The 21,141-nt window shown below is 70.3% G+C and carries 23 protein-coding genes; 8 read left to right on the plus strand and 15 right to left on the minus strand.

The window, feature by feature from the left end:
* Positions 1–26: 26 nt before the first annotated feature.
* A complete protein-coding gene (locus tag LY625_RS06760; protein WP_233738696.1) occupies positions 27–1,064 on the plus strand; it encodes a patatin-like phospholipase family protein in 1,038 nt (345 codons plus the stop codon).
* Here LY625_RS06760 and LY625_RS06765 read toward each other — a convergent pair.
* The gene (locus tag LY625_RS06765) at positions 1,061–2,068 is read right to left on the minus strand and encodes a GGDEF domain-containing protein (protein ID WP_233738705.1); all 1,008 of its coding nucleotides are present in this window, start codon (positions 2,066–2,068) and stop codon (positions 1,061–1,063) included. The two genes, LY625_RS06760 and LY625_RS06765, sit on opposite strands and share 4 nt — an antisense overlap.
* 99 nt (positions 2,069–2,167) lie before the next feature.
* Positions 2,168–2,644 (minus strand): Lrp/AsnC family transcriptional regulator, encoded by a 477-nt coding sequence (locus tag LY625_RS06770; protein ID WP_233738706.1) that lies wholly within the window; start codon positions 2,642–2,644, stop codon positions 2,168–2,170.
* A 174-nt stretch (positions 2,645–2,818) separates the two neighbouring features.
* Between LY625_RS06770 and phhA the strand changes: the two genes are divergently transcribed.
* From phhA to LY625_RS06790, 4 genes are all read left to right on the plus strand, one after another.
* Positions 2,819–3,706: a phenylalanine 4-monooxygenase gene (gene phhA, locus LY625_RS06775; RefSeq protein ID WP_233738707.1), complete on the plus strand. Its 888-nt coding sequence runs from the start codon at positions 2,819–2,821 to the stop codon at positions 3,704–3,706.
* Positions 3,707–3,828: 122 nt separating this feature from the next.
* Entirely contained in the window at positions 3,829–4,170 is a 342-nt protein-coding gene (locus LY625_RS06780) for a hypothetical protein (RefSeq protein ID WP_233738715.1), read from the plus strand.
* Between the two features lie 62 nt (positions 4,171–4,232).
* Positions 4,233–5,285, plus strand: a complete 1,053-nt coding sequence (locus tag LY625_RS06785; RefSeq protein ID WP_233738719.1) for a class 1 fructose-bisphosphatase — start codon at positions 4,233–4,235, stop codon at positions 5,283–5,285.
* 136 nt (positions 5,286–5,421) lie between these two features.
* The gene (locus LY625_RS06790) at positions 5,422–6,780 is read left to right on the plus strand and encodes a sigma-54 dependent transcriptional regulator (RefSeq protein ID WP_233738721.1); all 1,359 of its coding nucleotides are present in this window, start codon (positions 5,422–5,424) and stop codon (positions 6,778–6,780) included.
* Here the strand turns inward: LY625_RS06790 and LY625_RS06795 are convergent.
* The 6 genes from LY625_RS06795 to LY625_RS06820 form a co-directional block, all read right to left on the minus strand.
* Positions 6,777–8,204 carry a transporter gene (locus LY625_RS06795; RefSeq protein ID WP_233738723.1) on the minus strand — a complete coding sequence of 476 codons (1,428 nt, stop codon included), beginning with the start codon at positions 8,202–8,204 and terminating at the stop codon, positions 6,777–6,779. The genes LY625_RS06790 and LY625_RS06795 overlap by 4 nt on opposite strands.
* A gap of 44 nt (positions 8,205–8,248) precedes the next feature.
* Entirely contained in the window at positions 8,249–9,031 is a 783-nt protein-coding gene (locus LY625_RS06800; protein WP_233738725.1) for a hypothetical protein, read from the minus strand.
* A gap of 12 nt (positions 9,032–9,043) precedes the next feature.
* Positions 9,044–9,751, minus strand: coding sequence for a C39 family peptidase (locus LY625_RS06805; RefSeq protein ID WP_233738727.1), 708 nt, complete (start codon positions 9,749–9,751; stop codon positions 9,044–9,046).
* 122 nt (positions 9,752–9,873) lie between these two features.
* The gene (locus LY625_RS06810; protein WP_233738729.1) at positions 9,874–11,637 is read right to left on the minus strand and encodes an adhesin; all 1,764 of its coding nucleotides are present in this window, start codon (positions 11,635–11,637) and stop codon (positions 9,874–9,876) included.
* 38 nt (positions 11,638–11,675) lie between these two features.
* Entirely contained in the window at positions 11,676–12,305 is a 630-nt protein-coding gene (locus LY625_RS06815; RefSeq protein ID WP_233738731.1) for a hypothetical protein, read from the minus strand.
* A 3-nt stretch (positions 12,306–12,308) separates the two neighbouring features.
* Positions 12,309–12,842 (minus strand): hypothetical protein, encoded by a 534-nt coding sequence (locus LY625_RS06820; RefSeq protein WP_233738733.1) that lies wholly within the window; start codon positions 12,840–12,842, stop codon positions 12,309–12,311.
* Between the two features lie 307 nt (positions 12,843–13,149).
* Here LY625_RS06820 and LY625_RS06825 point away from each other — a divergent pair, with 307 nt between their 5' ends.
* Positions 13,150–13,860, plus strand: coding sequence for a 2OG-Fe(II) oxygenase (locus LY625_RS06825; RefSeq protein WP_233738743.1), 711 nt, complete (start codon positions 13,150–13,152; stop codon positions 13,858–13,860).
* Positions 13,861–13,863: 3 nt separating this feature from the next.
* Here LY625_RS06825 and LY625_RS06830 read toward each other — a convergent pair whose 3' ends face one another.
* The 3 genes from LY625_RS06830 to LY625_RS06840 all read right to left on the minus strand — a co-directional run bounded on the left by LY625_RS06830 (position 13,864) and on the right by LY625_RS06840 (position 16,303).
* Positions 13,864–14,298 carry a response regulator gene (locus LY625_RS06830; protein WP_233738745.1) on the minus strand — a complete coding sequence of 145 codons (435 nt, stop codon included), beginning with the start codon at positions 14,296–14,298 and terminating at the stop codon, positions 13,864–13,866.
* Positions 14,299–14,313: 15 nt separating this feature from the next.
* Positions 14,314–15,063, minus strand: a complete 750-nt coding sequence (locus tag LY625_RS06835; RefSeq protein ID WP_233738747.1) for a HAMP domain-containing sensor histidine kinase — start codon at positions 15,061–15,063, stop codon at positions 14,314–14,316.
* 151 nt (positions 15,064–15,214) lie between these two features.
* Positions 15,215–16,303, minus strand: coding sequence for a PA0069 family radical SAM protein (locus tag LY625_RS06840; RefSeq protein ID WP_233738749.1), 1,089 nt, complete (start codon positions 16,301–16,303; stop codon positions 15,215–15,217).
* Between the two features lie 94 nt (positions 16,304–16,397).
* On the opposite strand from LY625_RS06840, the gene cls reads away from it, so the two are divergent.
* Both cls and LY625_RS06850 read left to right on the plus strand, forming a co-directional pair.
* Entirely contained in the window at positions 16,398–17,834 is a 1,437-nt protein-coding gene (gene cls / locus LY625_RS06845) for a cardiolipin synthase (RefSeq protein ID WP_233738751.1), read from the plus strand.
* A 53-nt stretch (positions 17,835–17,887) separates the two neighbouring features.
* Positions 17,888–18,670 (plus strand): pyridoxine 5'-phosphate synthase, encoded by a 783-nt coding sequence (locus LY625_RS06850; protein ID WP_233738753.1) that lies wholly within the window; start codon positions 17,888–17,890, stop codon positions 18,668–18,670.
* 48 nt (positions 18,671–18,718) lie between these two features.
* On the opposite strand, the gene LY625_RS06855 is transcribed toward LY625_RS06850, so the two are convergent.
* The 4 genes from LY625_RS06855 to LY625_RS06870 all read right to left on the minus strand — a co-directional run bounded on the left by LY625_RS06855 (position 18,719) and on the right by LY625_RS06870 (position 21,104).
* A complete protein-coding gene (locus tag LY625_RS06855; RefSeq protein WP_233738763.1) occupies positions 18,719–19,132 on the minus strand; it encodes a biopolymer transporter ExbD in 414 nt (137 codons plus the stop codon).
* 15 nt (positions 19,133–19,147) lie between these two features.
* A complete protein-coding gene (locus LY625_RS06860) occupies positions 19,148–19,573 on the minus strand; it encodes a biopolymer transporter ExbD (RefSeq protein WP_233738774.1) in 426 nt (141 codons plus the stop codon).
* A gap of 36 nt (positions 19,574–19,609) precedes the next feature.
* Positions 19,610–20,350: a MotA/TolQ/ExbB proton channel family protein gene (locus LY625_RS06865; protein ID WP_233738776.1), complete on the minus strand. Its 741-nt coding sequence runs from the start codon at positions 20,348–20,350 to the stop codon at positions 19,610–19,612.
* Between the two features lie 82 nt (positions 20,351–20,432).
* Positions 20,433–21,104, minus strand: a complete 672-nt coding sequence (locus tag LY625_RS06870; protein WP_233738778.1) for an energy transducer TonB — start codon at positions 21,102–21,104, stop codon at positions 20,433–20,435.
* Positions 21,105–21,141: the final 37 nt, after the last annotated feature.

The following is a 21,141-nucleotide window of genomic DNA, read 5'->3' on the forward strand; positions in this document are numbered from 1 at the left end:
GGTCCGATGAGCGTGGGCCGGGTTCGATGATCAAGTTGCGTTGCGTGCGGCCGGCGCTGCTGGCCGGGCTCACCCTGCTGCTGGCGGCGTGCCTGGGCACGCCCGAGCGGTCGGCCCCGCCGCCGGTCGCCACGCCGGTCCAGGTGCCGGAGCCGGTGCGCATCGGCCTGGCGCTGGGTGGCGGCGCGGCCAAGGGTTTCGCCCACATCGGCGTGATCAAGATGCTGGAGGCCAACGGGCTGAAGCCCGACGTGGTCGCCGGCACCAGTGCCGGCAGCGTGGTGGGCGCGCTGTACGCCAGCGGCATGGACCCGTTCGAACTGCAGCAGCAGGCGTTCGGCCTGGACGAGGACAGGATCCGCGACGTGCGGCTGTTCTCCGGTGGCGTGCTGCAGGGCCGCAAGCTGCAGGACTACGTCAACGAGCTGGTCGAAAACCGTCCGCTCGACCGGATGCGGATCCCGTTCGCCGCGGTGGCCACCCGGCTGGAGACCGGCGAGCGCGCGGTGTTCGTGCGCGGCAATACCGGCCAGGCGGTGCGTGCCTCCAGCAGCATCCCGGGCGTGTTCGAACCGGTGGCCATCGCCGGCAAGCACTACGTGGACGGCGGCGTGACCAGCCCGGTGCCGGTGGACGCCGCCCGCGGGCTGGGCGCCGACGTGGTGGTCGCGGTCGACATCTCCAACCGCGCCAGCGGCAGCACCCCGACCCACCTGCTGGGGATCGTCAACCAGTCGATCGCGATCATGGGCAGCAAGCTGGGCGAGCAGGAACTGGCGCGCGCCGACGTGGTGATCCGCCCTGCCGTGTCGGACATCGGTCCGGCCGACTTCACCCGCCGCAACACCGCGATCATGGAAGGCGAACGCGCGGCCCTGGCGGCGCTGCCGCAGCTGCGGGCACGGATCGCCGCGATCCAGCGCGAGCGGGCCGAGGCGGCCGCCGCCGAGGCCCGCGAGGCCGCGCGCATCGAGGCGCTCGCGCACTGTGAACGCGAGCGCCCGCGCCTGCACGATTGGCTGCGGCTGGCCGACTGCGCCGGACAGGCCGCGCCTGCCCGTTAGCCCCGGGAGCGGCCCCCGGGCGCCGGGTCCACCCCGGCATCCACCACCGCCCGGTCCCGGCCCTCGCGCTTGGCCCGGTACATCGCCCGGTCGGCGCGGGCGTACCAGCTGGCGACGCTGTCATCGGGCCGCACCGGGGTGGCGCCAATGGAGACCGTCACCGGCTCGCCACCACAGCGCACCTGGTCACGGACGGCACGCCGCAGGCCGCGGGCGATCCGGGCCAGGGTTGCCGCGTCCGCGCCCGGCATCAGCAGCACGAACTCCTCTCCGCCGGTGCGGTACAGGCGATCACTGGCCCGGGTGGCGCGCCGCACCAGTTCGGCGAACTGCACCAGTACCCCGTCGCCGGCCTCGTGGCCGTGGCGGTCGTTGACCTGCTTGAAGTCGTCCAGGTCGAGTACCGCCAGGCCCGCCGGCGCCCCGTCGCGCCCCGCGGCCGCGATCACCGCCTGCAGCTCGCCGTCCATGCCGCGCCGGTTCAGTGCCCCGGTGAGCGGATCGCGGCCCGCCAGGCGTTCCAGGTGGAGGCGCTGCTGCTCGGAGTGGTTGCTGAACAGCCAGGCGAACACGGACAGCACGATCGCCGAGGCGGCAAACGAGCCCCGCGCGGGCCAGTCGCCCAGCGAATCGCCGCTCACCATCGCCAGCACCGCTCCGGCAGAGATGGCGATCGCCGTCATGCGCCCGGCAAGCAGGAAGTTCGCCACCAGTACCGGGTACAGCCACAGCGCGCCGGCCAGGCCGCCCACGGTCCCCACCGCGACACAGCCAGCCGAGGTGGCCAGGGAAGCGAGCAGGCCCGCGCGGTCCATGTTCCCGCTGCGCCAGGCATAGGCGACGATCGCGACGATCACCAGTTCGATCAGCACGTCCACCAGCCCGGCGACCAGTTGCCCGGAAGCAAACCGGTACACCGCGAAAGGGGTGATCGCCAGCACTGCCAGGCCGCCGAACAGGACCATCAGGGCGAAGCGGAAATCGGCGCTCAGCCTTGGTTTCATGATTGCCAGCTTCCCCGCCCCCGGTGCCCGGGCCGCACCTTCCCGATACCGTATCGGCCACGCTTGGCAAACCTTGAGGGCGGGTTGCGACCCGGTGGCTCAGCCGCCGTCGAGCGGCAGGCCGCGGTCGGCCTTCACGGTTCGCAGCACGAAGCTCGAGTTCACGTCGTCGACCCCGGCCTGGGCCAGCAACCGGTCCAGCAGGAAGCGCGAGAAGTGCTCCAGGTCGCGCACCGCGACGTGCAGCAGGTAGTCCATGTCGCCGGTGAGCGCGTGGCAGGCGATCACCTCGTCCCACTGGTTGACGAAGTCGCCGAACGACGCGATCGCGGCGCTGTCGTGGTGGTCGAGCTGGACCCGGACGAAGGCGTGCAGGCCCAGGCCCAGGCGCTCGGGGTCGAGCAGTGCGCGGTAGCCGGAGATCACGCCCTCGCGCTCGAGCCGCTGCACCCGGCGCAGGCAGGCGGACGGCGACAGGTTTACCCGCTCGGCCAGTTCGGCGTTGGTCTGCCGTCCCGCACGCTGCAGTTCGGCGAGCAGCAGAATGTCGGTCCGGTCCAGTGAATCCGCAGCCATATCGCCTCCGCAGGGTGCGATGAAATCGCACCACACCAACGCCATTCCGCAACCATACCCCCAACGCAACATCCTTGCGCCTACCCACGCGTTCCCTGCAATAACGCAACCCGATTGCGGCCCAGCTGCGCTAGCGTAGGCAGTCCACCCGATCCTGCCCGCAAGGAGCGCGCCATGAACCTGCCCAATCGCGTCGAACACCAGATGACCGACAAGGGCTACGTGCCCGTCTACACCACCTCCGTGGTCGAGCAGCCCTGGGGCAGCTACACCGGCACCGACCACCGGGTCTGGGCGCAGCTGTTCGAGCGCCAGAAGCAGGTCCTGCCCGGCCGCGCCAGCGACGAGTTCCTGTCCGCGCTGGCGGCGATGGAGATGACTCCGGACCGGATCCCCAGGTTCGACGACCTCAACCCGATCCTGCGCGCCGCCACCGGCTGGGAGCTGATCGGGGTGGAGGGCCTGCTGCCGGAACTGACCTTCTTCGACCACCTCGCCAACCGCCGCTTTCCGGTGACCTGGTGGATCCGCAAGCCCGAGCAGATGGACTACCTGTCCGAGCCGGACCTGTTCCACGACCTGTTCGGCCACGTGCCGCTGCTGATGAACCCGGTGTTCGCCGACTACATGGAGGCGTACGGCCGTGGCGGGGTGAAGGCACACGGCCTTGGCGAGGACGCGCTGGTCAACCTGACCCGGCTGTACTGGTACACGGTGGAGTTCGGCCTGATCCGCCAGAAGGACGGGCTGCGCATCTACGGCAGTGGCATCGTCAGCTCCAAGGGCGAGTCGATCCATTGCCTGGAAAGCGAAGCGCCCAACCGGATCGGCTTCGACCTGGAGCGGATCATGCGCACCCGCTACCGGATCGACACCTACCAGAAGACCTATTTCGTGATCGACAGCTTCGAGCAGCTGATGGAGGCCACCGGCCCGGACTTCGCGCCGATCTACCAGCGGCTGGCGAAGCTCGATTCGGTTCCCGCCGGCACCGTGCTCGACAGCGACCGGGTCTACAACCGCGGCACCGGCGAGGGCTGGCTGGAGGACGGGGACGTCTGACGCCCACGCAGCCGCTCAGGCCGGTTCGGGCACGCGGACCGGCTTGACAGTGTTTCCACCGGGCGCTCACAGGCGACGGGTGACCATTCGCGGTCCCCCGCACCGCCAGCAGCCAATCACCCATGCCGTCCTGTTCCCCCGCACTCCCGTATCCACTCCGGACCCGCACTGCCAACCTGCTCACGCGGGAACTCGAGCGCCTGGACGACACGCTGGACGAAGCGGTATCGCGGGCCGGCCAGGGCGAGGACCCGCGCTTCGCCCGCCGCGCCGGGGCCCACCTGCGGCGCCTGGCCGATTACCTGGATGCGGACGCGTACGCCGCCGCCGAGCAGGCCCTTGAAGACGCGCGGCGCCTTCTGGACGCGGCCGAGCCGGCGGCCCCCCTCCTGATGCTTGAACACTCGCGGGCGCGGTTCGCGGATACCCTGCGGCGCATGCGGCGGCTGCACCAGGCCGCCTGAGCCGGCGCGGAGCCCGGCAGCGGCGGCCTACAATGAGGCTCCCGCCACTGCATCCGAGCGCCATGTCCCTGACGCCCAACGACCCCCAGCCCTGCTCGCTGACCCGGTTCCTGATCGAGGAGCAGCGGGCCGGCCACATCGAACCCGACCTGCGCCTGCTGATCGAGGTGGTGGCGCGCGCCTGCAAGCGGATCTCGATCGCCGTCGGCAAGGGCGCGCTGGGGGGCGTGCTGGGCGATGCCGGCCGGCCCGGCGAGGCCAGCGTCAACATCCAGGGCGAGGCGCAGAAGAAGCTCGACGTGATCGCCAACGACGTGCTGATGGAAGCCAATGCCTGGGGCGGCCACCTGGCCGGCCTTGCCTCGGAGGAAATGGACCACAGCCAGCCGATTCCCGACGAGTTCCCGCGCGGCCGCTACCTGCTGCTGTTCGATCCGCTGGACGGCAGCTCCAACATCGACGTCAACGTCTCGGTCGGCACCATCTTCTCGGTGTTGCCGTGCCCGCGCCAGGGCTGCGACCCGGTCGATGCGGACTACCTGCAGCCGGGCACCGCGCAGCTGGCCGCCGGCTACTGCGTGTACGGTCCGCAGACCACCCTGGTATTGACCGTCGGCCACGGCACGCATGTTTTCACCCTGGACCGCGAGGTGGGCAGCTTCGTGCTGACCGGCCGCGACATCCGGATCCCGCAACAGACCGCCGAGTTCGCGGTGAACATGTCCAACCAGCGCCATTGGCAGCCACCGATGCAGGCCTACATCGGCGACCTGCTGGCGGGGAAGACCGGCCCGCGCGGCAAGGACTTCAACATGCGCTGGGTGGCCAGCATGGTCGCCGACGTGCACCGCATCATGACCCGCGGCGGCATCTTCGCCTATCCGCTGGACGCCAAGTGCGAGGCGAAGGGCGGCAAGCTGCGCCTGATGTACGAGGCCAACCCGATGGCCTTCCTGGTCGAACAGGCTGGCGGTGCGGCGACCACCGGCCGCCAGCGCATGATGGAGGTGGCCCCGGCCGCACTGCACCAGCGGGTCCCGGTGTTCCTGGGTTCCAGGACCGAGGTCGAAGAGGCAGGCCGCTACCACCGCGAGCACGACGCCGGCACCGGCTGAGCCGCGACGCTGTCCGCTTCCGGGTACCGGCCGCGTTGTCCGACAGGCACACACAGGACCGCCGCGGCGGTTCCGGAGGCCCGCTCCGGGCCCTGCCTTCCGCCGCCATGGACACCCAGACCGCTTCGGGGGAGGCATGGCCGCAGTTACCGCCGGGCCCGGACAATGCGTGGTCTGGTTTGGAGAGCCGCTTGCGCGCGAGCGCAAGGCGCTCGCCGCCGCCGGCTGGCAGCTGCGGGCGATCCCGCCCGGCCGCGGCCGCGACGGCATCGGGCTGCGGGCGGGCGACACCGTGGTCGGGATGCTGGACCTGCGCGAGGCGGATGCGGCGGCCGCCGGGCACGCCGCGCAGCTGGCCGGTGAGTACCGGCACCTGCCGTTCCTGGCCATCATCCCTCGGCGGCTGGCGCAGGCCCCGGCCCTGGCTCCCCTGCTGGCGCAGTGCCGGCGCCACTTCACCCGCGCCCCGGATACCGAGGCGCTGATCGCGGCGGTCACCGAACTGGCCGGCCCGCCGGCGCCGCAGAGCACCGGCGGACTGGACGCGCTGGTGGGGCGGAGCCCGGCAATGCTGGCCACCATCGCCGCCATCAGGAAGTTCGCCCCGATCGACCTGCCCACCCTGATCACCGGCCAGACCGGCACCGGCAAGGAGGTCGCCGCGCGCGCGCTGCACGACCTGTCGCCGCGCGCCGGCAGGGTGTTCGCGCCGCTCAACTGCGGCGCGATTCCGGACAACCTGGTGCAGTCCGAACTGTTCGGGCACGAGCGCGGCGCCTTCACCGGCGCGACCGCCCGCCGGACCGGGCTGTTCGAAGCCGCGCATGGCGGCACGGTGTTCCTGGACGAGATCGGCGACCTGCCCCTGGATGCGCAGACCAACCTGCTCCGGGTATTGCAGGAGGGCACGATCGAGCGGGTCGGCAGCCACCAGCCGGTGGAAACCGATGTGCGGGTGATCGCGGCCACCCACGTCGACCTCGAGCAGGCGATCGCCGCCGGGCGCTTCCGTGCCGACCTGTACTACCGCCTCAACGTCCTGCGGCTGCGGATGCCGCCGGTGGCCGACCGCGGCGAGGACATCGTGCTGCTCGCGCAGCATTTCCTCGACCGTTTCCGCCAGCTGCATGCCACCCGCGCCCGGGGTTTCAGCGCCGGGGCACGGCGTGCCATGGCCGCCTTCGACTGGCCGGGCAACGTGCGCGAACTGCTCAACCGGGTGCAGCGCGCGGCCGTGGTGGCCGAGTCCGAGCTGATCAGCGCCGGCGAGCTGGAACTGCCGGAGGCCGGGCCGGCGCCAGGGGGACGCGGCCTGGACCGCGCCCGCATCGACGCCGAACGCGACATGCTGCTGGGCTGCCTGCGCGACAGCGGCTACAACGTCAGCCAGGCCGCGCGCCGGCTCGGAGTCTCGCGGATGACCGTGTACCGGCTGTGCCGGAAGCACCAGCTGCCTGTCACGCAGCTGCGCCGCACTGGCGGCCGCGGGCACTAGAGCATGTATGGCACCTTGAAGATCAGGCTGAAGTCGGGGGCGTCGGGTGTCAGGCCGATCCCGAGCTGGGTGACGAAGGTGGCATTCGGGCTGAGCGCATAGGTCACGCCCAGGTTGAACATCGCCGCGTTGGCGTCGCTGCCGATCACCTTCAACCAGTTGCCGTCGCCCTCGTCGTAGCGGGTGCGCGCGCGCGCGCTCAGCTTGTCGCTGACCGAAAGGCTCAGGCTGGTGCGCTCGTTGAAGGCGAACGCCAGGCCGGCTCCGAAGTAGAACGACCGGCCCAGCCAGACCTCGCCGGGATTGACCGTGTCGGGGTTGTTGTCCAGGTCGTCGAAACGCCTGGCAAACGGGTGCATGTAACCGAAGTTGGCAAACAGGATCGCCGGGTCGGCGGTCTTGACGAAGGACATGCCTACGTTGGCCTGCCAGGCCCCGCTGCCGGTGGGCTCCTCCTCGGGCACCGCGAAGCGGATGAAGCCGTCGTCGTCGCGCTCCAGCACCCGCCACGACACCCCGTAGGGTTCCTGCCCGGTGGGCGCGGTCACGCCCACGGTCAGCACGGTGTCGGGCCAGTTGGCCCGCTCGGTGAACACGCGGTAGTTCGCGCTCAGGGTGATGTCGCCCAGGCCGGTGCCGGTGGTGTGCTCCTGGGCGATCGCGCTGGCCGCGCCGCCGGCGCCGCCCTTCTGGTAGACGGTCTTGCGCGCCAGCCACGGCACCTCGATGTTGAGCGAGGTGCGCGGGTTGAGGCCGTAACGTGCGGCCGCGGTCCAGGTCAGGGTGTCGGATTCGACGTTCTCGATGGCGATGTTGCCCAGGAAGATCGCGTCCAGCGCCAGGAAGCCGGTCAGGGTCAGCTGCTTGCGGTCGTAACGGTTGTAGGAAAGGCTGTTCTCCAACGTCAGGCGGCGGTTGAACAGGGCCTGCTGCTGTTGCTTGACGTCCTGCACGCTGCGCATCGTCGCCTGCTGGGCGCGCTCGGCCTCCTCGGCGGTGCCGGCATGCCCGGGCGGCGGCTCGGCCGCTGCGGCGGCCGCGGCGGTGCCGGGGGCAGACGGCGGCATCGGGGGCGGCGGCGGTTGCGGAGGTGCCGGGACCGGCGCCCCCGATTGCGGGTCCGGAGCAGCCGCGGTACCGCGCTCGATCCGCGACTGCAGGGCCTGCAGCTGCATGTCCAGTTCGCGCAGCCTGCGAACCTCCTGCGCGTAGCTGTGCTTCAGCGCCTCCAGCTGCGCGGTCAGCGCCTGCAGTTCCCCGGCCTCGTCTCCTGCCGGTTGGGCGGGCTGCGCCTGCGTTGCCGGCGGTGCCTGCGGGCCGACGGGCGACTGGGCCTGGGCGGCGCCGGCGAAACCGCCGGCTCCCAACCCCGCGAGTGCGGCGGCGGCAAGCGCGCGTACCGCGGTGGATGCGTTGGTGTCCATCGACTTCCCCCGGTCCGGCGCCCCCTGCCGGCGCCGGACCTGCCTCAGATGCCCGGGCCGATGCCGCGGGCCGTGACCATGGCCTGGGCGACGGTCTGCGCGAGCATCGCCTGCGCCGCCAGCGGCTGCTGCACCAAGTCGATCTGCAGCCGGTTGGCGGCGACCTGGTGGTCGGCCGCCAGCTGGATGCTCTGGCCCAGGCTGCCGCTGCGGATCCACTGCTCGACCGCGCCCTGGCCGTCGATCTGCAACTTCACCCTGGCGGTGCTGCCATCGAAGCCGGCCAGCACGGTGGCATCGCCGAGCCGGCTCACCGCGTCATGCCCGTACATCGGCATGGCGCTGCCGTCCGGCGCGCCGCTGCCCTCGCGCACCCGCAAGTGGGCCAGGTTGCTGGCGGTGTTGCCGTCACCGGCGACCTGCACGCTCTGCAGCAGGCCCGACGCATTGGCCAGGCCGGATGCATCGATGCTGCGCGCGCCGCCGCCGGTCACCGGCAGCGGAGCGTCGGCATCGGTGATGCTGACCACCGGGGTGAAGCTGACCACCGGCACCTGGGCGCCGTCGCTGAAATCCAGGCCCAGGGTCATGCCGCCCTCGAGCGTGCGCCCGGCGGCATCGGTCCAGGTGGAGATCATGGTGACCCCGAACCAGGCGACCGAGTTGCCGCCGACCGTGTAGCGGCCGCGCATGAGCTCGAGCTCGGGGTCGGGGATTTCGGTCAGGCCGCGGCCGGGCTGTGTCGCGGCCGCCGGGGCCGGGCAGGCGAGCGCCAGCAGGGTTGCGAGCGCGCCTCCGGCCAGGATGAGGAAAGATCGGGTGAGCATGGCCACCACTCCCTAGAAGAGATCCGCATGGGTGAACCCGAAGTCGAGCAGCTCGGCGTCGGTGACCGGTACCTGGCGTGCCAGCAGCCGCCGCGCGCTGGGGCGCTCCATCGGCTCCAGCAGTACCGTGTTGCGGTCGAAGTCACTGCCTATCACGACGAATACGGCGCGCGACGGCCACGAGGCGAGGAACTCGTCCAGGGGCACGCTGCGGTTGCCGAGGATCGGATCGCCGAGCTCCACCCGGTCGCCGATGACCTGCTTGAGCACCACGAAGTGCCGGAAACCGTTGACGTCCATCAGCACGATGCCGGGGACCCGCAGCGAACGCAGCCGCTCCTCGTCGACCCGGTAGCCGCGCCCGCGCATGCCCAGCGACTCCACGTACCGCTTGATATCCAGCAACGAGAACCCGCGCTGGGCCACCAGTTCCGCGTCCGCGTTCCCGAGCATCCCCTCGATCACCATCGGCTCGTCGGCGTCCAGGTGGTAGGCGTACTTCAACAGGGTCGCCAGCGATGCCGCGCCACAGCTGTAGTCGGTCTGCTGCCGCACCAGGTGGCGGAAGCGGCGCTCGGTCATGCTTTCGACCGGGGTGGTGTAGACCGCCCCATTGGGCAGCACGCCGCTGAAGGCCACTTCCGCCGCACCGGCCGGATCGCTCCCGGCGGCGAGGAAAGCGCAGGCCGCGAGCACGCGGAGCCTGTTCCGGGAACCCATCGGACCACCTCCTGGAAGGGAAAGCCCCGCTCCCGGGGGAAGTGGAGCGGGGCTTTCGGGGAACCCGGCCCTCAGGGAAGGGCCGGGCTTGACGCACGTGCTCCGGTCAGGCGACGCGCAGCTCAGCCACCCGGGCCCGGATCGACCGGCGGGGTACCACCGGTGGACGGCTGCGCGACCGCCAGCGACAGGCTGTTGGACTGCAGGTTGCCGCTGCCGGAGGCGATGTTGACGCCGATGTTGCCGGAGGCGCCGTTGAAGGCCGCACCGGTCAGCGTGGCGCTGTTGGTCGCCGCGACCGCCACCTGGTAGCTCATGTCCAGGGTGCCGGTGAGGGCAGCGGCCATCTCGGCATCCGACAGGTCGATGGTGCCGGCCTCGTCGGTGTCGAAGGCGATGCCGCCGATGCTCCCGAACTCGTCGGAGTCGCGGTACGGGTTGTCGATCGAGCCCTGCATGTCGCCGTCCATGTCGAGGTGGCCCAGACGCGGCGAATCGGGATGGTTGCCGTCGTTGCCGTCGGCGCCCCAGACCTCCGGATAGATGTTGCCCATCTGGTAGGCCGCGCCACGGCCGGCATAGCTGCCCGCCGAGCCGTCGGTACCGGTGAGCGTGCCGCCGATGGTCAGCGTCAGGGTGTCCTGGACCTCGGTCATGGTGCCGGCGTTGTTGGTCACGTTGCCGGTCGAGACCTGGTCGGAGGCCACCGAGGCCTGCGCATAGGCGCTGGTGGCCACCGAGGCGGCCAGCGAGTTGCGCTGGGCGTTGTTGTTGCCCGAAGCGGCGTTGACGTTGATATTGCCCGACGCGCCGCTGAAGGCCGCTCCGCTGAGGCCGGCGGCGTTGGCGACGCCCGCGTTGTTGGTGACGTTGCTGGCGCCCAGCTGGTTGTTGAAGATCTCCGCATCGGCCATGCCGAAGGCGAAGCTGGCGTCGGCCGCCGACAGCGCCGCGGCGTTGTCCTGGGCGTTGTTGTCGCCAGCGGCGACGTTGAAGCCCAGGTTGCCCGAGGCGCCACCACCCGCGTCGTCGCCGATCGCGGCGATGTTCTCGAGCGTGTCGTTGTTGCCCTCGTTGCCCACCGTGGTCTGGCGGCCATCGACCACCGCGATCGCGGCCGAGTCGAGGTCGATCGAACCGGTGATCTCGGGGGCGCCGGTGAACGCGATGTCCGAACTCACCGACAGGTCCTTCGACAAGTAGACCGAGCGGCCGTGCTCGTTCTGCTCACGACGGATGTCGGAGTCGACATCGACGTTCTCGTACACCTCGTTGGTCGACATGCGCTGGTCGACGACGTAGTTCTCGCTGGAGGTGAGACGCTGGTCGACGAGGTAGTTCTCGCTCAGCGCGCCGGTGACCCGGATGTCCTCGGCGTAGGTACGGCTCTCGTTGACCGAGTAGTCCTGGTCCACGTCCAGGGTGTAGTTCTCGGTGTTGTTGACGGTGTTGTTGAAGGTATCGCTGGCGGTGTTGGTCACCGTGTTGGTTTCGCTGTTGGCCAGCGTGTTGGTGATCGTGTTGGTCTCGGTGTTGTCGAGCGTGTTGGTCACCGTGTTGGTTTCGTTGTTGGTGACGGTGTTGTCGTAGGTGTCGTTGTAGCGGATCACCGCGGCGGCATCGAGCACCAGGTCGATGTCGGCGTCGATCGCGGCATTGACATCGGCATTGACGTTGATGTTCTCGGTGTAGTTGCGCTCGGTGGTGTTGGTTTCCATGTTGCGGATGTCGTCGACGGTGATGTCCCAGTCCTCGACGACCACGTGGTTGTGCAGGATGTCGGCGTCCGCGTTCGGGTCGTCGACGCTTTGCGCGAAGGCGGCGGGGCTGGCCACCAGGGCAGCCACCGCGACCGCCATCGCGGTTTTCCTCAGGTTGACGTTCATGGTTCTCTCTCTCTTTGGTACCACGGGTGGAACGGGTGTCACCTGCCCCGGAAATCCAGTGCGAGCTGATTGCTCGTCGCATTGCCCGAGCCGGCGACCTGGTTGAGTTGCAGCACTCCCGAGAATCCCCGCAGTGCCGTGGCTTCCACCGCGACTGAGCGCGAGCCGCTGGCGGTCGCGCGCGGATCCATGGAGGTCTGCTCCCCCGCCGACGCGGAAACGAGCGACAGACCTTCGTCGCCCGTCTCGCGTATGCCCTGTGCCGCCAGCGTCGCGGTGACGAGGTTCACCTCGGCATTGCCGCTCCCGCTGGCCTGGTTGATCGATACGATTCCGCTGGCGCCCGCCAGGGCCCGGCCGCCGATGCCGGCTTCGGCCCGGTGCGGCGTGTCGAAACGGTCGCCGCCGCGCGACTGGCGCGCGGTTGCCGCCGCATCGGCGTGCCCGCCGCTGGCGAGGGCGTGCACGTTGGCCTGCATGTTCAGGTCGCCGGCGGCCTGGTTGACCGCGATGGCGCCACTGGCACCGGCCAGCGCGCTGTCACCGATGTGGCTGTGGGCGAGATAGCCGAGCAGCGCCTCGTAGGATTCGGCCGCCGGCTCGTCGGCGGCTGCCGGAGCGGCGCAAGCGAGACAGGCCAGGAGCAGCAGCGGAAACCGCGTCGCCATGGTTCAGGGGCCTCCCGGCGGGGTGGTCGACTGCGATGCCTGGCCCATGAGCGGGAACTGCGCCAGCGCACCATTGATCTGGTCCGCGATCCCGCCGGTGGCGCGGTGCACGGCGCCGATCGGCACCGAAACGCTGCCGCTGAGCGAGGCGCCCGACAGCGGCCCCGAATTCCCGGTGAGCACATCCAGCGAGCCGCCCACGGCATGCCGGGTCATCCGCTCGACGGTGGTCGGCCCGGCAACCGGTCCCGCGCCGGTGCTGGCGCCCAGGGCGGCGAACTCGGCGTCGGTCAGCTCACCGGTGCCGAGGACGCGTTCGAGCTCGGTGCGCGGCGAGGGATCCACGATGACCGCCATTCCCGGCGGCATCGAGCGGTACGCGTGGCGGGCGTGCACATCACGCAGGACCACGATCTCGCCATGCCGCGCCTTGTCGGAGTGGCGCGCGCCGGATGCCTGGGCGAGCAGGGGCGCCAACGCCAGCAGACTCACGGAGACGATCAGGGCCCCGCTGCGGAGACGGGCTTGGCTTGACATGGGGGTGGTTCCCGAATGGATGCAAGGGAACCAACGCACGGTGCATGCCAAGCATAAATGTCCTTTTACTTCAATCAGTTACGAACAACGCGAGATGTTTTCGCGTCCGCTGGTGTAACACCCGTGTGCCATCCCGGAGGCCGGGTGGCGCCCTGGCACGGCGCACATCCAGGCAGCAGCGGTCGCATCGGCAGGTGTAACCCGCGTGCTACACCCGTACCCGGGTCGTTTACACATCCGTCGTGGCGCGTGGTCCGGCACCCCTGGACGTGGGACCATCGGCCACCAGTTCACATCGGACCCGCACATGGACGGTGACCGCCGCGACGACTTCATCCACGTGACCGAGGACGCGCTCGACGCCGCCAGCTGCCGCACGCTGGTGGAGCGCTTCGAGGCGAGCGGCGACCTCGGCCGCGGCCGGGTCGGCGGCGGTGTCCACGTGGAACTCAAGGACAGCCACGACCTGACCATCAGCGGCCGTCCGGAATGGCTGCAGCTGGAAGGCCTGCTCAACGCGGCGATGCTGCGCGGCCTGATGGACTACGTGCGCCGCTGGCCGTACACGCTGATCGCGCCCCTGATGCTCCAGGTCACCGATGCCGGCGGCCGGCCCACGCGACTGGACGCGGAACGGGTCCGGGGGATGGCCGACGCCGAGCTGGCGCCGCTGCTGCGCCTGGTGTTCCGCCCCGGCGCCATCAACCTGCAGCGCTACCGCGCCGGACAGGGTGGCTACCCCTACTGGCACTGCGAGCTGTTCCCGCGTGATGGCCAGGCCGAGACCCTGCACCGCCACCTGCTCTGGACGGTGTACCTCAACGACGGGTTCGCGGCCGGCGAGACCGAGTTCCTCCACCAGCGCCGCAGGATCGCGCCGCGGACCGGGTCACTGCTGATCGCCCCGGCCGGGTTCACCCATACCCATCGCGGCAACCGGCCGGAGGGGGGCGACAAGTACATCGCGACCAGCTGGGTGCTGTTCCAGCGTGCCGAGCACCTGTACCCGCCGGGATAGTGCTCAGCTGCCCTGCGGGTGGTTCAGCACCAGCCAGTACAGGCCGACCTGCTTGACCGCCCAGACGAACTGCTCAAAGTCGACCGGCTTCTGGATATAGCTGTTCACGCCCAGCGCGTAGCTGGCCTCGACGTCGAACGGCTCGGTGCTGGTGGTCAGCACCACCACCGGCAGGGTACGGGTGGCCTCGTCGGCACGGATCGCCTGCAGCACCTCGCGGCCGTCGACCTTCGGCAGGTTCAGGTCCAGCAGCACGATCGAGGGCAGGTCGCCCTGGTCCCGGCCGGCGTGCGCACCCCGGGCGAACAGGTAGTCCAGCGCCTCCGCGCCGTCGCCGACCACCACCAGGCGATTGGCGATCTTCGCCTCGGCGAAGGCAAGCCGGGTCAGCTCGACGTCGTCGGGGTTGTCTTCGACCAGCAGGATGTCCTTGTGCATTGCGATACCCGTCTGTCAGGCCGCGGCGGGAAGCCGGAGGTGGAACGTGGCACCGCCGGCGCCGGCGGATTCCGCGTCCAGGCTGCCGCCATGCCGTTCCACGATGCGTTGCGCCACCGCCAGCCCGAGCCCGTGGCCGGCGCCCTCCGCAGGCCCGTGCAGGCGCTGGAAGGGCTGGAAGATCTTGTGCAGGTAACGTGCGTCGAAACCGCTGCCGTGGTCGCGGATCCGCAGCTGCACCTGTCCCTCCGCATGGGCGCCGTGCAGCTCGATGCGCACGGCCTCCCCGGCCGGCGTGAAGCGCCACGCGTTGTCCATCAGCTTGCCCAGCGCGAGCCGCAGCAGGCGCTCGTCGCCCTGGGCCAGCAGGCCGTCGAGGCCTTCAGTGAGCACCTCGGCGCCGCGTTCCGGCTGCGCGTCCTGCAACTCGGCCAGCGCCCAGTCGCACAACAGGCCCAGGTCGACCGGCCCGGAGCGCAGCTCGGCGCCGGTGGCCTGCGAGAGTTCGCCCAGTCCGGTCAGCAGCCCGTCCATGCGATCGGCGGCCCGGCGGATGCGCTGGAGGTGGTCGCGCGAGGTCTCGTCCAGCTGCGCGGACGCCCGGCTTTCGAGCAGGCCCGAGAAGCTCTGGATCGAACGCAGGGGTGCCCGCAGGTCGTGGGCGACCGCATCGGCGAACAGCTGCAGCTGGCGCCGCGAGGCCTCGTCGGCCTCACCGGTCGCGGCCTGCGCGTCAGGAGGGTGGGGAGCTGGAAACTGGGACATCTAGAGGCAATGCACGTGGTTCGCCGGAAGATACAAACGCAACCGTGATGGGGCGGTGCAGCACACCCGGCCCTGGGCCCTGGACCGTGACCGCGCGGTAAACCCCATGACCTTGGACCCCACCGGGGCCGGATTGCAACCCGCGGCCGGGTCAGAACAGTTCTCCCTGCGGTGAGGGAATGCGCGGGGCCACGAACCGGGCGACCTCCAGTGCCGGGAGACGGCCGAAGCCCAGCCGGCGGCTGGCGGTGGCGAAGCGCTGGCCCAGCAGGCGGGCGAACGGGCCCTCGCCGCGCATGCGGGTCCCGAAGCGGCTGTCATAGTCGCGCCCGCCCCGCATCTGCCGCACCAGGCTCATCACGTGCGCGGCGCGGTCGGGGTAATGCAGTTGCAGCCACTCGCGCCAGACCTCCTTGAGCTCGTGGGGCAGGCGCAGGAGCACGTACCCGGCGGCGCGGGCGCCGTGTTCGTGGGCGGCTTCGAGGATGCGCTCCAGCTCGTGGTCGGTCAGGGCGGGCACCACCGGCGCCACCATCACGCCGACCGGCACGCCGGCCTGGTACAGCGCCCGCATCGCACGCAGCCGGGCATGCGGCGCGGAGGCCCGCGGCTCCATGCGCGCGGAAAGCCGGTTGTCCAGGCTGGTGACCGAGAAGTACACCGTCACCAGCCGCTCGCGGGCCATCGAGGCCAGCAGGTCCAGGTCGCGCGTGATCATCGCGCTCTTGGTGACGAAGCTCACCGGGTGCCGGCACTCGGCGAGCACTTCCAGCAGTTCCCGGGTGATGCGATAGCGGCGCTCGATCGGCTGGTAGGCATCGGTGTTGATGCCCAGCGCCAGCGGGCGGGGCTGGTAACCGGGCTTTGCCAGCTCGGCGCGCAACCGCTCGGCGGCATTGGTCTTGGCGTACAGCCGGGTCTCGAAATCCAGCCCCGGCGAGAGGTCCAGCCAAGCATGCGAGGGGCGCGCGAAGCAATAGACGCAGCCGTGCTCGCAGCCGCGGTAGGGATTGACCGACTGCCCGAAACCGACATCGGGCGAGTCGTTGCGGCTGATGATGCCGCGGGCCTGCTCCTCGGTGACGGTGGTGGCGGGGCGGGGTGCCTCGGCCATGTCCTGGTACACCGAGCCCCATCCGTCGTCGCTGCCGACCGCGGTCGACGTCTCGTAGCGTCCGGCGACCCGCGAGGCGGCACCGCGGCCCTTGATCGGCTGCAGGGGTTTGCGGGCGTCTTCCATCGGGCTAGCCTAGTCCGGCACCGTCGCAGCACGCGCGACGGTGCGCGCGATGCCCGGGGCGCCGTTCAGGCCCGGAGCGCCTGCCGCCGAGCCGATGCCCGACAGCCTGCCTGCCCTGTGGAGCCAACTGCTCGACTTCCAGCACCTGGAGGTCGCGCTGGTCGCCGGCTGGGCACTCTACGTGGCCGGCCTGGGCATGTGGATCGTGCTGCAGAAGCGCGAACCCGCCGCCACCCTGGCGTGGCTGATCGGGCTGGCGGCGCTGCCGTACCTGGGCTTCCTGGTCTACTACGTGTTCGGCCCGCAGAAGATCGACCGCCAGCGGCTGCGGCGCAACCGCGCCCGGCGCGCGCTCCCGGCGCTGCCGGCGGGGATCGCCGCCAGCGACGAGGCGGTGGAAATGGCGCACATGGTGAACGCGACCACCGGCCTGCCGCCGACCAGCGCCACCTCCGCGGCGGTCCTGGTCGACGGCGCGGCGAAGTACCAGGCATTGCTGGAGGCGGTCGCCGGCGCCCGCGACCACGTCCACCTCGAGTACTACATCTTCCAGCCCGACCGCACCGGTACCGCCCTGCGTGACGCCTTGGCGGCCAAGGCGCGCGAGGGCGTCCAGGTGCGGCTGCTGCTCGATGCGGTCGGCTCGTCGGCGCTGCGGCGCAGCTTCCTGCAGCCGCTGCTGGCGGCCGGCGGCGAGGTGGCCTGGTTCCACCCCATGCGGCTGCGCTGGTTCTGGAAGCGCCCCTGGGTCAACCTGCGCAACCACCGCAAGCTGGTGGTGGTCGATGACCGGATCGGCTTCACCGGTGGCATCAACATCACCGACGAGCAGGACGAACGCCTGTGCGGGGCCGCCTACCGCGACCTGCACATCCGCCTGGAGGGCCGGGTGGTGCGCGAGCTGCAGCTGGTGTTCGTGGAGGACTGGGCGTACGCCACCGGAACCGCGCCCCTGCCGTTGTCCGACTTCGATCCGGGCCGCGGCTCGATCGCCACCCAGGTGGTGACCTCCGGGCCGGATTCCTCATGGGAGAGCATCCACCGCGCGCACGTCGGGGCGATCCATGCCGCCCGGCGCCGGGTCTGGCTGATGACCCCCTACTTCGTTCCCGGCGAGGCGGCGATGATGGCGCTCACCTCGGCCGCGCTGGGCGGGCTGGACGTGCGCCTGCTGGTCCCGCGCATGAGCGACAGCCGGCTGGTCACCTATGCCGCTCGCTCCTACTACGACCGGCTGCTCGCGGCCGGTGTCGCGATCCACGAGTACGGGCCGCGCCTGCTGCACAGCAAGGTGCTGGTCTGCGACGACGAGCTGGCGATCGTCGGCAGCGCGAACTTCGACCACCGCAGCTTCCGGCTGAACTTCGAACTCTCCCTGCTGATCCGCGACCCGGCCCTGGTCGCGGCCCTCGCCCGGGTGGTGGAACACGACTGCGGTGCCTGCAGCCCGGTGTCCGCGCAGCGGCCGCGGCCGTTGTGGCGCGCGCGGCTGCCCGAAGGCCTGGCACGCCTGGTCTCACCGTTGCTCTAGCGCGGCCCGGGCCTGCCCGGCGCTACACTGGTGCGCCCACTTCCCGCCTGTCCATGACCGCCCTGAGCGTCAACGTGAACAAGGTTGCGGTGCTCCGCAATTCCCGCGGCGGCGGCGAGCCCGATGTCCATCGCGCGGCCGCCACCTGCCTGGATGCCGGCGCCAACGGCATCACCGTGCACCCGCGGCCCGATGCCCGGCACATCCGCGCCGACGATGTCCTGCAACTCGCCCGGCTGACCGCCAGCCGGGGGGTCGAGTTCAACATCGAGGGCAACCCGTTCGCCGCCCCGCGCCCCGGCTATCCCGGCTTGCTGGAGCTCTGCCGCCAGGCCCGCCCGGCGCAGGTGACGCTGGTCCCCGACTCCGACGGCCAGCTGACCTCCGACCACGGCTTCGATTTCGCCCGCGACGCCGCGCGGCTGCGGCCGCTGGTGGCGGGGTTCAAGGCCCTGGGCTGCCGGGTCAGCCTGTTCGCCGATGCCTGGGACGAGACCCGCAGTGCCGGCATCGAGCATGCCGCGGACACCGGCGCGGACCGGGTCGAGCTGTACACCGGACCCTACGCGGAAGCCGCCGCCGCCGGGGCCGCGGCGCCCCTGCTGGCGCGCTTCGCCGGCATCGCCCGGCGCGCCCGGGCGGTCGGCCTGCAAGTCAACGCCGGGCACGACCTGACCCGCGACAACCTCGGGCCGTTCCTCGCCGCGGTTGCCGACGTGCGCGAGGTGTCGATCGGCCACGGGCTCATCTCCGAGGCGCTTTACCTGGGGCTGGAACGGACGGTCCGCGGCTACCTGCAGGTCATTGCCGACGCCGGGAGCAACTCCGCCGCATAAAAAAACGCCGCCCGGTGGGCGGCGTTTCCATTCGACAGTAAGCGTCTATCAGTCGTTCTGCACGAAGCCGATCTTCTTCATGTCGGCGGTCTTCGCGTGGGCCAGTACCTTGGCCAGGATGCCGTAGTCGGCGTCCAGGTTGGTGTCGATCTCCAGCTGCGGCTGGTTGGTCGGATCGGCCGCCACCGTCTGCTGCATCATCTCGGCGATGACCGGCAGCGGGTGGGCCGAGTTGTTCCAGAACACCTCGCCGGAGGCGTCGATCCGCAGCCGGATCGGCGGCGGCGGCTCGGACGTCGGCGGCGGGGCGTTGGTGCGCTGCGGCAGGTTCACCTCGATCGGGTAGGACGCGATCGGGGCGGTGACCATGAAGATGATCAGCAGCACCAGGAGGACGTCGACCAGCGGGGTGACGTTGATGTCCGACATCGAGCCGCCGCCGGAGTTTGCACTGAAAGCCATCTGCGTTGTCTCCGGTCAGTTACGGTCCTTGATGGCGACGAAGCCGACCTTGCGCATGCCTTGCTGCTGCGCGGTCTGCACCACTTCGCGAACGATGCGGTACTTGGTCGTCTTGTCGCCACGGACATTGAGCTGCGGCTGCGGCGTCTTCTGCGCCTCCACCGAGAGCCTGCTCTCGAGCAGGTCCCTGGTGATCTGCTCGTCGTTCCAGTACAGCGCACCGGAAGGCTCGATCGCGATCGTGATCGGCGGCACCTCCGGTGCCTGCTGGTCAAGGTGGCTCACGTCGGCCTCGGGCAGGTCAACCTGGATCTTGTGGGTCATCAGCGGCGCCGTGATCATGAAGATGATCAGCAGCACGAGCATCACGTCGACAAGCGGGGTGACGTTGATCTCGGCCATCGGCGTACCGCCGCCGCTGTTGCCTGAACTGAAGGCCATATCGGGCTCCGACTGGAACTGGGGGACTTCGCGGGATCAGCGCCGGGACACGCCCACGCGCGAACCGGTTGCGAAGAAGTCGTGCAGGTCGTGCGCGAAGGTGTCGAACCGGCTGTTGAGCGAACGGTTGGCCTTGTTGAAGAAGTTGTAGGCCAGCACCGCCGGGATCGCCACGAACAGACCGAATGCGGTCATGATCAGTGCCTCGCCGACCGGACCGGCGACCGCGTCGATGGACGCGTTGCCGGTCGCACCGATGCGGATCAGCGCGTGGTAAATGCCCCACACGGTGCCCAGAAGGCCGACGAACGGCGAGGTGGCGCCGACGGTGGCCAGCAGGGTCTGGCCGGACTCGAGCTTGATCGACTCGCGGGTGACGGCCTGGCGCAGCGCCCGGTCGACGAACTCGGAGCGGGTCAGCGACTCGGCCAGGCGCGAGCCTTCCTGCTGCTGGTGGTGGGCGGCGGCTTCGGCGGCGTCCAGGGCGATCTTGGAGAACGGCTCGCTGCGCGACTGCTCTTCCATGTAACGGATCGCGTCCTGGGCATTGTTGGTTTCCCAGAAGGTGCTGACGACGCGGTCGCTGCTGCGGCGCAGGCGGGCATTGCGGATCAAGTTGACCACGATCCAGTACACCGACAGCACCGAGAACAGCACCAGGGTGAGGAACACGACCCAGGCGACGGTGTCGAAGTTCTGGATCATGTGGGAGAAGCTCATCTGCTGGAAAGCAGCGGCATCGTTGGCGCCGGTTGCGGCGGTGGTTTCCTGAAGCATGACGCTTACCTTTAGGTGTCGTGGAAGAAAAAAGGACTACTTAGAGGACAACTGAAGAACCGGCTTGAAGCTGCGGCCCGCTTCAACTGCTCAGGTTGAAGTCGACCGGGACACGGACCCGGCTTGGCACCGCCTGGCCATTCTCCGTGGCCGGGTTGAAGCGCCACTTGCGCGCGGCCTGGACCGCGGCGCGATCGAGGTCACGGTTGCGGCTGGACTGCTCCACCTCGACATCGAGCACGTTGCCCTGCGCGTCGATGCTGATCACCAGGATCACCGTGCCCTCGATCTGCGCGCGGATGGCGCTGGGCGGATAGCGCGGCGGGTTCTGTGCACGCGAGGACGGATCCACCGAGCCAAGCGTATCGACCGGCGCCGGCGGTGACGGCGGTGCCGGAGGCGGTGCCGGCACGTCCACCGGGCTCGGGTCGTCGACCACGATCGGCGGCGCTTCGGGCGGCGGCGGCAACGGCGTCGGCTTGGGCGTGGTCAGCGTGCGCGGCGGCGTGATCGGCTTGGGCTGCTCCGGCGGCGGCGGCGGCGGCGGGGGCGGGGGCGGCGGCGGCTTGATGATGTTGACGATGGTCGCCTGTTCCGGCTCCGCTTCCGGCGGCGGGGCCTTGGGAGGCGCGAGCATCATCAGCAACGCGGCCGCGTGCACCGCGATCGCCATGGTGATGCCGGCGACACGGGCCCAGTTGAGCTCTTCGCGCTCCGGGCGGTTTTCTATGGGGTTTTCCAGGTCTTGCGTCATGCGCCGTCAGCTCGGGTTTGATGCCGGGCGCAAGACG

Source organism: Lysobacter sp. GX 14042 (genome assembly GCF_021390425.1).
Taxonomy (GTDB): domain Bacteria; phylum Pseudomonadota; class Gammaproteobacteria; order Xanthomonadales; family Xanthomonadaceae; genus Novilysobacter.